This is a genomic window from Peribacillus sp. Bi134 (assembly GCF_918698065.1).
GTDB lineage: Bacteria > Bacillota > Bacilli > Bacillales > DSM-1321 > Peribacillus.
In genome coordinates, this window is sequence record NZ_CAKKLN010000002.1 from 389,168 (window position 1) to 403,884 (window position 14,717).

Here is a 14,717-nt window from a genome sequence, read left to right on the forward strand (position 1 = left end):
TTAGGAATTCTTACCATCATAGTATAACAAAGATTGTGGATACTTATTGGGTGTGGTAAAGTTAAAGTAATTGTTTATTGGTTCTTCAGGAGGTGTAATTGCATGCATGCATTTCTCATAACGCTTTTAGTGATTGTCAGTATCGCCCTCATTGTGACGGTATTGCTTCAATCAGGTAAGAGTGCAGGTTTATCAGGTGCGATTGCCGGCGGTGCTGAGCAGTTATTCGGAAAGCAAAAGGCACGCGGTTTGGACCTGGTTTTACATCGTGCGACAATAGTATTGGCGATTTTATTCTTTGCTTTAACTTTACTAGTTGCATACTTTGATGTGTAATGGATCAAAAATGAGTCTAGCTAAATAGCTAGACTTTTTTCTTTGCACAATAGTTACATGAATAGATATAGTGATTTTAGTACTTAATTATAGGATAGGGATGTTTTTAAAATTCTATTTACTGATAAAGGAGCTTAAGATCATGAAAATAAAGCTGCAGCAGCCCTTTACTTTTGAAGGCGGAAAAAGAGCTGTCTTACTTTTACATGGATTTACGGGGAATTCAGCGGATGTACGGATGCTAGGGCGTTACTTGGAGAAACAGGGATACACCTGCCATGCCCCGCACTATAAAGGGCATGGCGTACCCCCAGAGGAGCTGGTGAAAACGGGTCCGGAAGATTGGTGGAAAGATGTAATGATGGCCTACGATTTCCTGAAAAGCAAAGGCCATGAAGAAATTGCTGTTGCCGGACTATCATTAGGAGGCGTATTTTCTCTTAAATTAGGTTACACTGTACCTATAAAGGGTATCGTATCAATGTGTGCGCCTATGTATATCAAAAGTGAAGAAATGATGTTTAAAGGAGTATTGGAGTACGCCAGAGAATTTAAGAAGTATGAAGGAAAAACTCAAGAGCAAATAGAGCTTGAAATGGACCTCCTTGCCGATAAACCGATGAATACATTGAAAGCCCTTCAGGAATTGATAACGGATGTACGAGAGCACGTCGACCTTATATACGCGCCGACATTTGTGGTGCAGGGCAGGCATGATGATGTTATCAATCCAAAAAGTGCCGATATTATTATTGATGCCATTGAATCACCGGTCAAAAAAATCAAGTGGTATGAAGAATCCGGTCATGTCATAACTCTTGATAAAGAAAAGGACCAGCTGCATGAAGATGTATTGGAATTTTTAGAAAGTCTGGATTGGGCCGAATAACAAAAATATACCCTGAATAGGAGGGTTTTCATGGAAGATAACATTCAAGAACATATTAATAAGCTTCTGACATACATGACGGATGAAGCGTATAAGCCCTTAACGGTACAAGAACTGGAAGAGGCTTTGAAAATCGAAGACTCGGCAGATTTCAAGAATTTCGTTAAGGCTCTAGTAAAGATGGAAGAAAAGGGATTGGTGGTCAGAACGAGGAGCAATCGTTACGGGCTGCCGCAAAAGATGAATTTGTTCCGTGGTAAATTAACAGGACACGCTAAGGGATTCGCCTTTGTCACACCTGAAGATAACCCTGGAATGGATGATATTTTCATTCCGCCGAATGAAACGGGCACAGCGATGCATGGAGATGTCGTCATGGTACGAGTATCTTCGGAAACATCGGGCTCAAGGCAAGAAGGCACGGTCATCAGAATTCTTGAACGCGGTATTACACAAGTGGTCGGTACATACTCCGAAAGTAAAAGTTTTGGTTTCGTCATCCCTGATGATAAAAAGATCGCAAACGATATTTTCATTCCGCAGCATGCTTCACATGGAGCGGTAGAGGGCCATAAGGTTGTCGTCAAGCTTACTTCTTATCCTGAAGGACGCATAAGTGCCGAAGGTGAAGTCATTGAGATTCTTGGACATAAAAATGATCCTGGTGTAGATATTCTTTCCGTGATCCATAAATATGGTTTGCCAATGGAGTTCCCGGATGACGTCATGGAACAAGCCAATGCCGTTTCGGATACCATTGAAGAAAGTGAAATTGGAAGCCGCAGGGATTTGCGCAATGATGTTTTGGTCACGATTGATGGAGCGGATGCAAAGGACCTGGATGATGCCGTCACTGTTTCCAAACTTGAAAATGGCAATTATAAGCTGGGTGTTCATATTGCTGATGTCAGCCATTATGTGAAGGAAGGATCACCAATCGATAAGGAAGCCTTGGAAAGAGGGACGAGCGTTTATTTGGTGGACAGGGTCATCCCGATGATCCCGCATCGTTTATCGAATGGCATTTGTTCCTTGAACCCACAAGTCGATCGCTTTACACTCTCTTGTGAAATGGAAATTACGCCAGATGGCAAAGTCGTCAACCATGAGATTTTTGAAAGTGTCATTAAGACGACGGAACGTATGACATATGGAAATGTGAACAAAATCCTTGTCGATAAAGATGAAGAACAGCTCGAACGCTATGAAGCGTTGGTGCCGATGTTCCAGGACATGGAGAAGTTAGCTGCCATCCTGCGCAAGAACCGGATGAACCGCGGTGCGATTGACTTTGATTTCAATGAAGCTAAAGTCATCGTTGATGAAGAAGGCCATCCGACTGATGTGGTTTTACGTGAAAGGTCGGTTGCCGAAAAGCTTATTGAAGAGTTCATGCTTGCGGCTAATGAAACCGTTGCAGAGCATTTCCACCGTCTTGACGTACCGTTCATTTACCGTATTCATGAAGATCCCAAGCCGGAAAAACTGCAGCGTTTCTTTGAATTCATAACGAACTTCGGATATATTGTCCGGGGATCGGCCAATGACGTTCACCCTAAGGCGTTACAGGAAATCATTGAGGCGGTAGCCGGAAAACCGGAAGAAACGGTCATATCCACCGTCATGCTCCGTTCCATGCAACAGGCGAAATATGATCCGGAGAGCTTAGGTCACTTTGGTTTATCTGCTGAGTTTTATACACATTTCACATCGCCGATTCGCCGTTACCCGGATTTGATCGTGCACAGGTTGATCAGGACCTACTTGGTGGAAGGTAAACTGGATGAAGCTACGAAGGAGAAATGGAATGCCAATTTACCTGAGATTGCCGATCATACATCGAAACGTGAACGTCGCTCAGTCGATGCTGAACGGGAAACGGATGATCTGAAGAAAGCGGAATATATGCTGGATAAAATCGGCGAAGAGTATACCGGGATCATTGGTTCGGTTACAAATTTCGGGATGTTCGTCGAGCTGCCGAACACCATTGAAGGACTTGTCCATGTCAGCTTCATGACGGATGATTATTACCGCTTCGATGAGCGTCAGCTTGCAATGATCGGGGAACGTACCGGTAATGTGTTCCGGATTGGAGATGAGATCGACGTACGTGTTTCCAACGTCAATAAAGAGGAACGCGCCATCGATTTTGAAATTATCGGCATGAAGGTAAGCCGTCCGCGTCCATCTGGCGAGAAGAAAATATTCAAAGCCAATTCAGGTGAACGTAAACGCGGCCGTGGAGGCAATGGAGGACGTAATGAAGGTAAAGGCGGCGGCCGTAATGGAGATTCGCCTTCTAATGGGAGAAAATCGAAAAAGAAGAAAAAATTCTTTGAAAATGCGCCAGCTGCCAAGCGCAAGAGAAAACCAAAAAAGAGATAAAGATTGAGGCGGGGGATGATCATTTCATCCTCTTGCCGCGATTGGATGTAAAAAGGGGAGAGTTAGATGCCAAAAGGTTCAGGTAAACAACTAGCACAAAATAAAAAGGCTTATCATGATTTTTTTATTGAACAAACGTTTGAAGCCGGAATCGTTTTGAAGGGAACCGAAATCAAGGCCATCCGTGCGGCCCGAGTGAATTTGAAGGATGCCTTCGCTAAAATAGAAAATGGAGAAATCTATCTTTATAATATGCATGTAAGCCCTTATGAGCAGGGAAACCAGTTTAACCATGACCCGTTGCGGACACGGAAGCTTCTTTTGCATAAGAAAGAGATCAGTAAACTGATCGGTGTAACAAAGGAAACAGGCTACACGATCGTACCGTTGAAAATGTATTTGAAAAATGGCTTTGCCAAGGTTTTAATCGGTCTGGGTAAAGGGAAGAAGCAATATGACAAGCGTGAAGACCTGAAGAAGAAGGAAGCGAAGCGTGATATTGAACGTGCATTCCGTGATCGACAGAAGATGTAGAACTGCCAAGACCTTACAATTGATTTTTTGAGCCAATCTGTTATAATTAATCCTGTACCGATGACAATTGAATATCAGCCAACTTGCTGACTATTCTTCTCTCGTACGCTCCATTTATATCATGGGGACGTTACGGATTCGACAGGGATAGTTCGAGCTTAAGTTGCGAGTCGAGGGGATCGGCCTCGTTAAAACGTCAACGCCTATAACTGGCAAACAAAACAACAACCTAGCTTTCGCTGCTTAATAACAGTCGATAGCTGTTCCTCCCTCCATGGCCCACGTGGTAGGGTAAGGGACTCACTCTAAGTGGGATACGCCGGAATCCACCGTCTGAGGATGAAGGAAGAGACCAATCAGACTAGCTGCTCTGCCGCCTGTCGATAGGCTAATGAGTTCGCGAAATGCGAATATATCGACTACACTCGTAGAAGCTTAAGTGCCGTTATGTCTGGACGTGGGTTCGACTCCCACCGTCTCCACCAATACATATATTGGTGGTTTTTTATTTGGTTTTTTTCGTCGTTTTTGTCGAAAAATCGATAAATCGTATAATTCGCAGATATATCAGGATTTTTCGTTGATATATCTCCAATTTCGAAGATATATTCCCGATTTCGCAGATAAACTGTACAATTTCCATCATTTGCTGTAGAATCCTTTTGAAGAAAATAGGATTGGAGCGATGAAATTGATTGTAAAAAAGCGAAAAGTTCCTCTTGCCGTCCGCAAATTACGTGCATTAGCGTGCAGGCTTCCTCCGAATCACCCTAAAGTTCCCTTAATCATGAATGATCTCAAAAAAAGGGAAGCGGGCTATAAAGGGGAATGTTCCATTGATTTTCCATTAAGCTTTCTTGAACCGAAAAGCAATTTCATCTTCCACGATTTAAGGCTTCAGGATCAATCCCGATTTTTTCAACTGGATACCTTATTAATCTCCAAGAAATATGCGCTTATCATTGAAGTGAAGAACATTGCAGGGGCGATCTATTTTGATCCGCATTTCAATCAGCTCATTCGAACGATAGAAGGAAAAGAAACGGCATTTCCAGATCCCATCATACAAGTCAGCCGCCAGGAATCACAATTGACCAATTGGTTCTTGAAAAACGGTTTTCCCTCACTGCCCATCCTTTCATTGATTGTCATCAGTAATCCCCAAACAATCATCCGTACAGCTCTTGAAAACCATGAACTCCACTATAAAGTTATCCATCGCGATGCACTTCCCGCTAAAATTAATCAAATGGAGCATTCCATAACAGAATCCAGTTTTAGTGAGAAAGATTTGAAAAAATCAATTCGCGTAATGAATAAACACCACATCGATGCGGACTTTTCCATTCTGGAACGATACAATCTTACCGAAAAGGACCTAATTAAAGGAGTGATTTGTGAGAATTGTAAGGGCAATAAATTATTTAGAAGGCATGGCACATGGCTTTGCAATCAATGCCAACTCTCCAGTAAAAAAGCACATATCCCGGCTTTACGAGATTATTTTTATCTATTAGGCTCGACCATAACGAATCGGCAGTTGAGGAACTTTTTAAACATTTCCTCTTCATCCAGTGCAACGAGGATCTTGCAATCATTGAATCTGACAAGCAGTGGTGCGAATAAGGGGAGGGTGTACAGCCTGTATTTTGATGAGTGATTTCTGGGTGATCTTGCCTTAATTATTACCCAGACTACCTTAAAAAAAGGAATAGTTTCTTCACTATTCCTTAATATAAAAAATCATTTCTCTGTATTTACATCAACATTTTGGAAATCCTCCAAAATAATATCTATTACAAATTCTTCCATTTCCATATTTTTTATATCCGCCATTTTTTTTCTCATTTCTTCCTTTGTGGGATAATTTTTTGTGCCGTAAACCCACATGAAAAATCTATCTAACTCACTAACCTCTTGCTCTGTAAAGCCATGTGATAATAACTCATAATACCTAGACTTTAAATTCGGGGCCATACTATCATGTAATTTAAAAAATGCATGCTTCAATAAAAACAATTCGTATTCTAATTCCTTGATTTATTCTTCTTGATTCATTAAATCATCCACTCCAATGCTAATCTTATCCAATACGCTACACTTTCAGCAGTTTTCAGCAACTAAGCCCAATGATAGAACAAAGACTCAAAAGAAGCTTCTCTTGAGTCTTTGTTCCGAGTCTATTCTTTTAATTCCTTGCCCATCCCCTTAAGGAAGTGGACGCCAAAGCCGATCGCCCGGTTTATGTCTGGATCATTCAATGTTTTCATTAAATCCAAAACGCCGATCTTTTTATCGGCCTGAAGGAACTTGTTTCCTTCATCGATTCCTGCAAGTGCACTGTTAAGCAGTTTCGTGGATTGTGCGGCATCGGCATTCATCAAGGCTCCTGTTGCCCCCATAAGGGTATTGATCAGGTTTGTGACAGGTTGTCTTGTGATTTGTTGAAGAGCGATTTTGGCAATTTGTTCTTTTCCTTGAAGCATGGAGGTCGCGGCTTCGAATACTCCTGAGTCATTCAGTTCATTGACGATTTTAAACATATTGTTCAAGGCATCTTCATTATCGGTGATCAGCGTTTTCAGTTCCTCCAGTTTTTGAAGCTTTATTTCTTCCTCAGTAATGGGATTATGGATTTCCGTAATAGGAGCTGCCATGATCTTCACCCTCCTTGTTTATTTATCCGTTAAGTGAACATACCCTGGACGTGCCCACTTACGTTCAACCTCGACACCATTTTGAGGATGGCGTTTTTTGTTCCGTGGATTGGTACCTGGTAATGGGATATCCCCGCTTGCGCTTAATACTTCCATGCGGACCATCGTCTGCTTGTAAGCAGGCGTGCTTGTGCGTTGATCATAGATAGGACCGGTCAGAAAGTTAATGGCAGAGTCTTTATCAACGGAGTTCATCGGTAAAAATAGCTCATTATTTTTAACGCGGTCTGTGATCAGGGCTTTTAACTTAACGGCCCCGAATGGAGACACTAAGCGAACGAGTCCGCCATCACTGACTTTACGTTCTTTGGCAAGTTCTGGTGAAACCTCAACGAAAATATCAGGTACCTTCGATTGGATTCCATTGGATTTGTTCGTCATATTGCCTTCATGGAAATGCTCCAGCATGCGTCCATTATTGATATGAAGGTCATATTCTTTCGGGAATTTATGCGGCTCCACCCAGTCAGCCAGTGCAAAGCGCGCTTTCTTATCAGGGAAGTTGAAGCCATCCACATAAAGAAGCGGCGTGCTTGATCCATCATGGCTTCCCCATAGGAAGCTATTCCATCCTTCCAGCACCTCGTAATTCGCTTGGCTGAATATCGGTGACAGGCTTGCCATTTCATCATAGATTTCACCAGGATGTGTGTAGTTCCAATTTGCACCTAAGCGGTTTGCGATCTCCTGAGTGATTTCCCAGTCTGCCTTAGAATCTCCCATAGTGGGAAGGGCTTTATATAAGCGCTGTACACGGCGCTCCGTATTGGTGAACGTTCCGTCTTTTTCAAGAGATGGAGCTCCGGGCAATACCACGTCGGCATATTGGGCAGTCCTTGAAAGGAAAATATCCTGGACAACAAAGAAATCCAATCCGGATAACACTTTATCAACATGGTTTGCATCTGCATCAACAAGTGCCATATCTTCACCTACAAGATACATGGCCTTCATGTCGCCTTTTTCTATCGCTTTAAGCATTTCAATATTGTTCATGCCTGGTTTGCCATCGATTTTCACTCCATATGCTTTTTCGAATTTAGCACGTGCCACGTCATCGGTAACATGCTGATATCCCGGAAGCCATGTTGGAAGGGTGCCCATATCGCAAGCTCCCTGAACATTGTTATGGCCGCGAAGCGGATAAGCTCCCGCTCCTGGGCGACGGTAGTTGCCTGTAGCTAATAGCAGGTTGGAAATTGCAGCCGAAGTATCGGAAGCACCAGTGTTTTGTGTAACGCCCATTCCCCAAAGAATGCATGTTCCGTCTGCATCGCGAATGGTTTCAGCTATTTGGATCAATGTTTCTTTTGAAATACCTGTGTGTGTTTCTGCATATTCCAGGGTATATTTTTCAAGTACTTCTTTATAATCGTCGAAGAAGTTAACATTTTCATTGATGAATTCTTGATCATGCCAGCCTTGATCGATCATATATTTTGTAACCGCCATCAACCATACTTGATCCGTTCCTTGTTTTGGACTGATATGGATATCGGAACGCTCTGCCATTTCGTTTTTGCGGATGTCAGCTACGATCAGTTTTTGTCCGTGAAGCTTGTGAGCCCGTTTAACGCGTGTCGCGAGTACGGGATGGCCTTCTGCCGGGTTGGCACCAACGATGATGACAAGACCTGCTGCGGCGATATCTTTGATCGTACCAGCATCTCCGCCCATGCCGACTGTACGGAACAGTCCGTCTGTTGCCGGAGATTGACAGTAACGAGAGCAATTGTCCACGTTATTCGTTTCGAACATTTGCCGTGCCAGTTTTTGAATTACATAGTTTTCTTCATTCGTGATCTTGGAAGAGGAAATGAAGCCTACTGAATTTCCGCCGTATTGCTGTTTGATCGAACCGAGTCTGGATGCAACCAAATCAAGTGCTTCATCCCAGCTTGATTCAACGAATCTTCCATTTTTCCGAATCAGGGGCTTTGTCAAACGTTTTTCCGAGTTTACGAAGTCCCAACCGAATTTCCCTTTGACACATGTGGATATCGCATTGACGGGAGCTTCATGAGTAGGTTGGACTTTAAGGATTTTACGGTCTTTTGTCCAGACTTCGAATGTGCATCCTACCCCACAGAACGTACAGACCGTTTTTGTCTTCTTCGTTCGTGTATCACGCATTGCCGCTTCAATCTCCGAAATGGCAAAAATCCCGCTGTATCCAGGCTCCACTTCTTTGACAAGGTCTATCATTGGTTCAAGCATATCGTTTTTCAAACCTGACATGAAACCGGCCTCGCCCAGCATCGATTTTTCCATTAATGCATTACATGGACAAATGGTTACACACTGTCCGCAGCCTACACAAGATGAGTTATTGATTTCCGTTCCTTCATCCCAGATTACCCGTGGGCGTTCTGCTTCCCAATCGATGGACAGCGTCTCGTTGACCTGAAGGTTTTGGCAGACTTCAACACATTGCCCGCATGCGATGCATTGATTGGCATCATAGCGGTAAAATGGATGGGACATATCGACGGCATCCAATTTCACTTTCGGTGTGTAAGGATATTTTTGGTGTTCAATTTCCATTAATTCTGCCGTGTTATGCAGTTTGCAATTTCCGTTATTATTATCACATACAGTACAGTATAAAGAATGGTTTTCCAGGATACGATCCATGGCCTCGGTTTGGGCTTCTTTTGCCTTGCTTGAGTCCAAGGCTATATCCATGCCGCTCACTGCTTTTGTCGAACATGACCGGACGAGTTTCCCATTAACTTCGACGATGCATGTGTCGCATGTTTGGATCGGGTCCACTTCAGGAACATAACAGATCTGTGGATGAGCCATCTCATTTTGGTTGATGACCTCCAATATTGTCGCCCCCTCATTAGTGGTATATTCCTTCCCGTTGATTTTGATGGTGATGTTTGAATCGCTCATTATATTTCCCCCTTTTATAGCCAAAAAGACGCAAAAAAACCACCATGATTACACCTCCGTCTCTGAACGGAAATGTAGGTCATGGTGGAATAGTTTAATAGCAAAGCTTGCCAATATACCAATCCATACCATAATGGATAATTTTAAAAAAGATAGGACAAAACAGTACACTATTATGCTCCCAACTTTCATCATTGTTATTATACCTTTAATTATTAAAAGAAACAATCCTGGAAAGAGGGTATCATTCCCAAATTCCTTTCGTTTTTCTTCGCGTTGATTTATGATAAGAAAATTGAGAACTTAATTTTCTTGAATTGGAGTGACGCAACGGTGTCAAAAGTTATCCATGAATTCAATGATATGATTCGTAAGCTGCGCAAGGAACTATTCGGTAAAGGACCAGAACGCATACACACGGTTTTCGTGGAAAATATGGCCGTTTCTACGTTATATGGAAATTTGACTCCTACGGAAATGTTCATATCAAGATCGGAGGAAGGAAGGGACATGGTCCATTCTGCACGAACCAAGATGGTTCAGGATGTGTATTCGGAGAGTCCTCCTGATGGAATGGAAGAACTGGTTGGAGCTAAACTGCTTCATTTGTTTTCAGACATAAAAATCAAAGAGAACATAGCGATTTCCGTATTCGTTTTTGATAAGAATATAGCGGACAAACTCAACGGGCATTGACCATGTTCCTACATATTGGTCAATTGGCTCCTGGATATTAAAAGGAGTGGGAACATGAAAGCGATTGAAATCAAGAGGGACATCATCCGGATAACCAAAGGTAACACTGAGCGTACGGAAGATGCGATTGTAACGGAGTATCCCGTTACTGTCAAAGTAAATGGCCAGGAATTCGTCACGATGGTTTGTACACCCGAATACATCGAGGATATGGTGATTGGTTATTTGGCTTCGGAAGGCATCATCAAAAAATATGATGAGATAAAAGAAATCTGGGTCCAGGAAAAAGAAGGCTTTGTTCATGTGAAGACAGATAAAGTGAATCCTTACTTCCAGGATTTTCAAAATAAGCGGTATATTACATCATGCTGCGGAATGAGCAGACAAGGTTTCGTCTTTGTGAATGATGCATTGACTGCCAAGAAAATGGATCATATTTCGGTGAAACTGACTCCTGATGACTGCTTCCGCTTGATGAAGGATTTACAAAATTCTGCCGTCACCTTCCAGAACACAGGTGGAGTCCACAATGCCGCTTTATGTGATGTCGATGGCCTCGTATTAAGCAGGATGGACATCGGACGGCATAACGCATTGGACAAAATATACGGCTATTGCCTGAAAAATGGTATTTCGATAGAAGGAAAAGCTATCGTGTTCAGCGGCCGGATTTCATCGGAAATTCTCTTGAAGGTGGCGAAAATCGGCTGTGAGCTGATACTCTCGAAATCGGCTCCAACCGAATTGGCCTTGGAGTTGGCTGAAGGATTGGGAATCACCACGGTCGGATTCATTCGTAATGATTCACTGAATATCTACACATGCCCTGAAAGAATTCAATTGAATGAATGATCATCATTCGCTTAAAAGGTACTTATCGGAAAGTCCTTGCCAACATGGCTTGGGCTTTTTATGTACTTGTAAAAGGATATATCGATCAGGCCTTTTGTGGTACAGTTTGGATAAAACATTCAAGGAAATGCGTATCGGGGGAAGGGTTATGAACGAAAGGGATTGGCATATTTTAAAGGTGTTGCATGAACACAAGAATATTACTAAAACGGCGCAAAGTTTATATATCTCGCAACCTTCTTTAACGAAACGGATTCAACAAATAGAGAAGGAATTCAATCTAAAGATTGTGGAGCGGGGAACAAGGGGAGTGCAATTCACGCCTCAAGGGGAATATTTGGCCATCTGTGCAGATGAGATGCTGATCAGGCTCCGGCAGATAAAAGAGACGGCATTCAATATGGGTCAGGAAATCAGTGGAACATTACGGCTGGGTGTTTCCAACTATATTACGCTGCATAAATTGCCAGGCCTGCTGAAATTATTTCGTGAGCGATATCCCAAAGTGGATTTCCATGTGACAACTGGATGGAGTAAAGAAGTGCTGAACCTCATTTACAAGGAGGAAGTGCATGTCGGAATCGTTCGGGGGGACTATCAATGGTCAGGATCAAGGCATCATCTTTTTGAGGAAACGATTTGCATTGCTTCCAAGGAAGAAATCGAAGTCCGGAACCTGCCTTTTTTGCCGAGGATCGATTATGGGACAGATGCTCTTTTGAAAACAATGATCGATAATTGGTGGAGAGACAATTTTTCCGGACCTCCTTTGGTGGGGATGGAAGTGGACAAAGGTGATACATGCAAAGAAATGGTCAGGAATGGCCTGGGATATGGCATCCTTCCCAGTGTTTTATTGGAGAAGGACCAAAATCTCCGTCAAATGGACCTTAAGGATAAGCAAGGTAATCCCCTTATCAGGAATACGTGGATGTTATATCATGAAAAGTCGCTGGAATTAAAGCTGGTCAAGGAGTTTGTCGAATTTGTCAAAGGCGTCGATTTCATGAGGGACATTTAACCGGAAGCGCAGAAACCTCTGTGCTTTTTTGTCATTCCTTTTTTGAATGGATAACGATAATTTATTGGTATTTTAATTATGGTTATCCCGGCATTATGATAAATGGAGATGTAAATGTAAATCATCAGGTATTGCCTAAGGAATGGAGAGGAAGTCAAGTGAGTGTCCTGTTTCTGATCGTATTGAATGTCATTGTGCCGGTCTTTTTCCTCATAGGGGCGGGGGCCATTCTGCATCGTAAATTCAAGTTGGATATGAATACGCTGTCTAAATTGAATCACTTCCTGCTCATGCCGGCCATTAGCTTTATTAATATTTATCAAAGTAAAATGGGCGGGGGGATGATCTTCCAGATATTCAGCTTCCTTGCTCTTCAAGCAGTAAGTCTCATCATCGTGAGTACAGTGATTGCTAAACTTGCCAGGTTTGATCAAAGCCTTTCGGCCACGTTTAAAAATAGTGTAGTCCTGAATAACTCAGCCAATTTCGGATTACCCGTCAGCCAGATGGTTTTTCACGGAAATCCTCTTGGGCTGTCGATACAAGTCATCGTGATCATCTTTCAAAACCTGTTGACCTATACCTATGGATTGATGAATTCCGTTTCCGTCCATACAAAAAGTGCGAAGGGCGCCATTCGCGAGTTCTTGAAGAACCCCGTCATTTATGCTTTATTACTCGGTTTTCTATTACATTCCTTTTCTTTCGACATTCCGCTGTTCTTATGGACCCCGATTGAAAATATCGCGAGTGCCTTCATAGCCATTGCCTTGATTACATTGGGTGCACAGAGTGCCTATTTGAAAATGACGCAATTTCCGCTTCCGCTTATACTTAGCTTGATTGGCCGTTTAATACTCTCGCCATCCATCGCCTTCCTGATCATCCTCATGCTGGGTTTGGAAGGGACTGTCGCCCAAGGGTTGTTTATCGCAAGCTCATTTCCCACATCAAGAAACAGCGCATTATTCGCTTTGGAATATGACAACCATCCGGAGTATGCGGCACAGGCAGTCTTGATGTCGACTTTATTCAGCAGCATAACGGTAACGATGGTCGTATATCTATCAAAAATACTATTCTAGCAGGGCTGCTCAAAAGTGCAGTCTCTAACTGTAAACAAACTCGATGAAAATCGAGTTTGTTTACAGTTTATAGTGTTTGTAAAACCGAACCGTAATTTCCACTCCAATCACTTTGTTTTATTTAGATAGAACCCCTTTTCCCCCTTTTCCTGCTATAAAACTTTATGAACAATATGGAAGTTATGCATTTTAGTTGGGCAATCAAATAAAAGGAAGATATTTTTGTAGAATTAAGAAAACGCTTTCAAAAAGGGGGATTATTATGTTTTCTCGTAAAAAGATTTCAGCGGTCATATTGGCGGGTTCGTTAGCTTTAAGTTTAGGTGCATGCAGCAGTTCGGGTACATCAGGAGAAAAGAAAGAAAGTACAGGTTATCCGAAAAAAGCCATAACGGTCGTTGCTCCATCGGGCGCAGGCGGGGGATGGGATTTAACCGCCCGTTCATTTACAAAGGTCTTGGGTGAGACAAAACTGGTTAACCAGCCATTAACCGTCGAAAACAAACCCGGTGGCGGGGGCGCTGTCTTCATGGCGGATTATGCAACACAGCAAGCTGATAACAATGACATGCTGTTCGTGAATTCACCGCCTGTCATCATCAATAACCTTAAAAAAGAAGGCAACAGTCCTTATGGATATAAAAATACGACTCCTTTGGCGCAGCTGACAAAGGATTATGGGGCAATAGTGGTAAAGGCAGATTCTGAATTCAAGGATTTGAAATCAGTGCTGGAAGCAGTGAAAAAAGATCCGCGTAAATTGACCTTCGCAGGAGGATCGGCTCCGGGATCCATGGATCATTTGATTTCCATTCTTCCAGCATATGAATATGGCTTGAATCCCACCGAACTTAAATACGTTTCGTACGATGGTGGAGGGGAAGCGATTACGGCATTGCTTGGCGGAAATGCAGATGTGATCGGAACGGATGCATCCAGTGTCAGGGAATTTTTAAAGGCAGGAAAGATTAGAGTGTTGGCCGTAACCTCGACGGAACGTTTAGGTGGAGATCTAAAAGACATACCGACGGCAAAGGAACAGGGTGTTGATGCTGAATTCACGATTTGGAGAGGCGTTTTTGGACCTCAGAATATGTCTGGTGAAGCGAAAGCCTTTTGGGACGGAACCATTGAGAAGCTAGTTGAAACTTCTGAATGGAAAAAGGAAGTGGAAGTTCAAGGATGGGAACAAGAGTATAAAAATAGTGAAGAATTCAGCAAGTTTTTAGAAGAACAGGAGAAACAGGTGCAGCAATTATTGGAAGCCTTAGGCATGGAAAAATAATCGAGAAGAAGGGGGT

At 42.7% G+C, this 14,717-nt stretch carries 13 protein-coding genes and 1 other RNA gene; 11 read left to right on the forward strand and 3 right to left on the reverse strand.

What is annotated here, in order from left to right; translation table 11 throughout:
- The first annotated feature begins 102 nt into the window (after positions 1 to 102).
- The 6 genes from secG (at position 103) to LQ188_RS04840 (ending at position 5,807) form a co-directional block, all read left to right on the forward strand.
- Positions 103 to 336, forward strand: coding sequence for a preprotein translocase subunit SecG (secG, locus tag LQ188_RS04815; RefSeq protein ID WP_034309999.1), 234 nt, complete (start codon positions 103 to 105; stop codon positions 334 to 336).
- Positions 337 to 478: 142 nt separating this feature from the next.
- The gene (locus tag LQ188_RS04820) at positions 479 to 1,225 is read left to right on the forward strand and encodes a carboxylesterase (RefSeq protein WP_101223705.1); all 747 of its coding nucleotides are present in this window, start codon (positions 479 to 481) and stop codon (positions 1,223 to 1,225) included.
- 30 nt (positions 1,226 to 1,255) lie between these two features.
- Positions 1,256 to 3,613, forward strand: a complete 2,358-nt coding sequence (gene rnr, locus LQ188_RS04825) for a ribonuclease R (protein WP_101223704.1) — start codon at positions 1,256 to 1,258, stop codon at positions 3,611 to 3,613.
- Between the two features lie 66 nt (positions 3,614 to 3,679).
- Positions 3,680 to 4,147: an SsrA-binding protein SmpB gene (smpB, locus tag LQ188_RS04830; protein WP_101223703.1), complete on the forward strand. Its 468-nt coding sequence runs from the start codon at positions 3,680 to 3,682 to the stop codon at positions 4,145 to 4,147.
- A gap of 123 nt (positions 4,148 to 4,270) precedes the next feature.
- Positions 4,271 to 4,632, forward strand: a transfer-messenger RNA (tmRNA) gene (ssrA, locus tag LQ188_RS04835).
- Positions 4,633 to 4,832: 200 nt separating this feature from the next.
- Positions 4,833 to 5,807, forward strand: a complete 975-nt coding sequence (locus LQ188_RS04840; RefSeq protein ID WP_230176173.1) for a nuclease-related domain-containing protein — start codon at positions 4,833 to 4,835, stop codon at positions 5,805 to 5,807.
- Between the two features lie 83 nt (positions 5,808 to 5,890).
- Here the strand turns inward: LQ188_RS04840 and LQ188_RS04845 are convergent, their stop codons facing one another.
- The 3 genes from LQ188_RS04845 to fdhF form a co-directional block, all read right to left on the reverse strand.
- Positions 5,891 to 6,166, reverse strand: a complete 276-nt coding sequence (locus tag LQ188_RS04845) for a hypothetical protein (RefSeq protein ID WP_230176174.1) — start codon at positions 6,164 to 6,166, stop codon at positions 5,891 to 5,893.
- A 161-nt stretch (positions 6,167 to 6,327) separates the two neighbouring features.
- Positions 6,328 to 6,804 carry a DUF1641 domain-containing protein gene (locus LQ188_RS04850; protein WP_063595796.1) on the reverse strand — a complete coding sequence of 159 codons (477 nt, stop codon included), beginning with the start codon at positions 6,802 to 6,804 and terminating at the stop codon, positions 6,328 to 6,330.
- Between the two features lie 18 nt (positions 6,805 to 6,822).
- A complete protein-coding gene (fdhF, locus tag LQ188_RS04855; protein ID WP_101223701.1) occupies positions 6,823 to 9,762 on the reverse strand; it encodes a formate dehydrogenase subunit alpha in 2,940 nt (979 codons plus the stop codon).
- 333 nt (positions 9,763 to 10,095) lie between these two features.
- Between fdhF and LQ188_RS04860 the strand changes: the two genes are divergently transcribed.
- From LQ188_RS04860 to LQ188_RS04880, 5 genes are all read left to right on the forward strand, one after another.
- Positions 10,096 to 10,458 (forward strand): DUF2294 domain-containing protein, encoded by a 363-nt coding sequence (locus LQ188_RS04860; RefSeq protein WP_095390832.1) that lies wholly within the window; start codon positions 10,096 to 10,098, stop codon positions 10,456 to 10,458.
- Positions 10,459 to 10,512: 54 nt separating this feature from the next.
- Positions 10,513 to 11,310 carry a formate dehydrogenase accessory sulfurtransferase FdhD gene (fdhD, locus tag LQ188_RS04865; protein ID WP_101223700.1) on the forward strand — a complete coding sequence of 266 codons (798 nt, stop codon included), beginning with the start codon at positions 10,513 to 10,515 and terminating at the stop codon, positions 11,308 to 11,310.
- A 148-nt stretch (positions 11,311 to 11,458) separates the two neighbouring features.
- A complete protein-coding gene (locus LQ188_RS04870; protein WP_101223699.1) occupies positions 11,459 to 12,331 on the forward strand; it encodes a LysR family transcriptional regulator in 873 nt (290 codons plus the stop codon).
- A gap of 158 nt (positions 12,332 to 12,489) precedes the next feature.
- Positions 12,490 to 13,416: an AEC family transporter gene (locus tag LQ188_RS04875; RefSeq protein ID WP_101223999.1), complete on the forward strand. Its 927-nt coding sequence runs from the start codon at positions 12,490 to 12,492 to the stop codon at positions 13,414 to 13,416.
- 262 nt (positions 13,417 to 13,678) lie between these two features.
- Positions 13,679 to 14,701, forward strand: a complete 1,023-nt coding sequence (locus LQ188_RS04880) for a tripartite tricarboxylate transporter substrate binding protein (protein ID WP_101223698.1) — start codon at positions 13,679 to 13,681, stop codon at positions 14,699 to 14,701.
- The last annotated feature ends 16 nt before the right edge of the window (positions 14,702 to 14,717 follow it).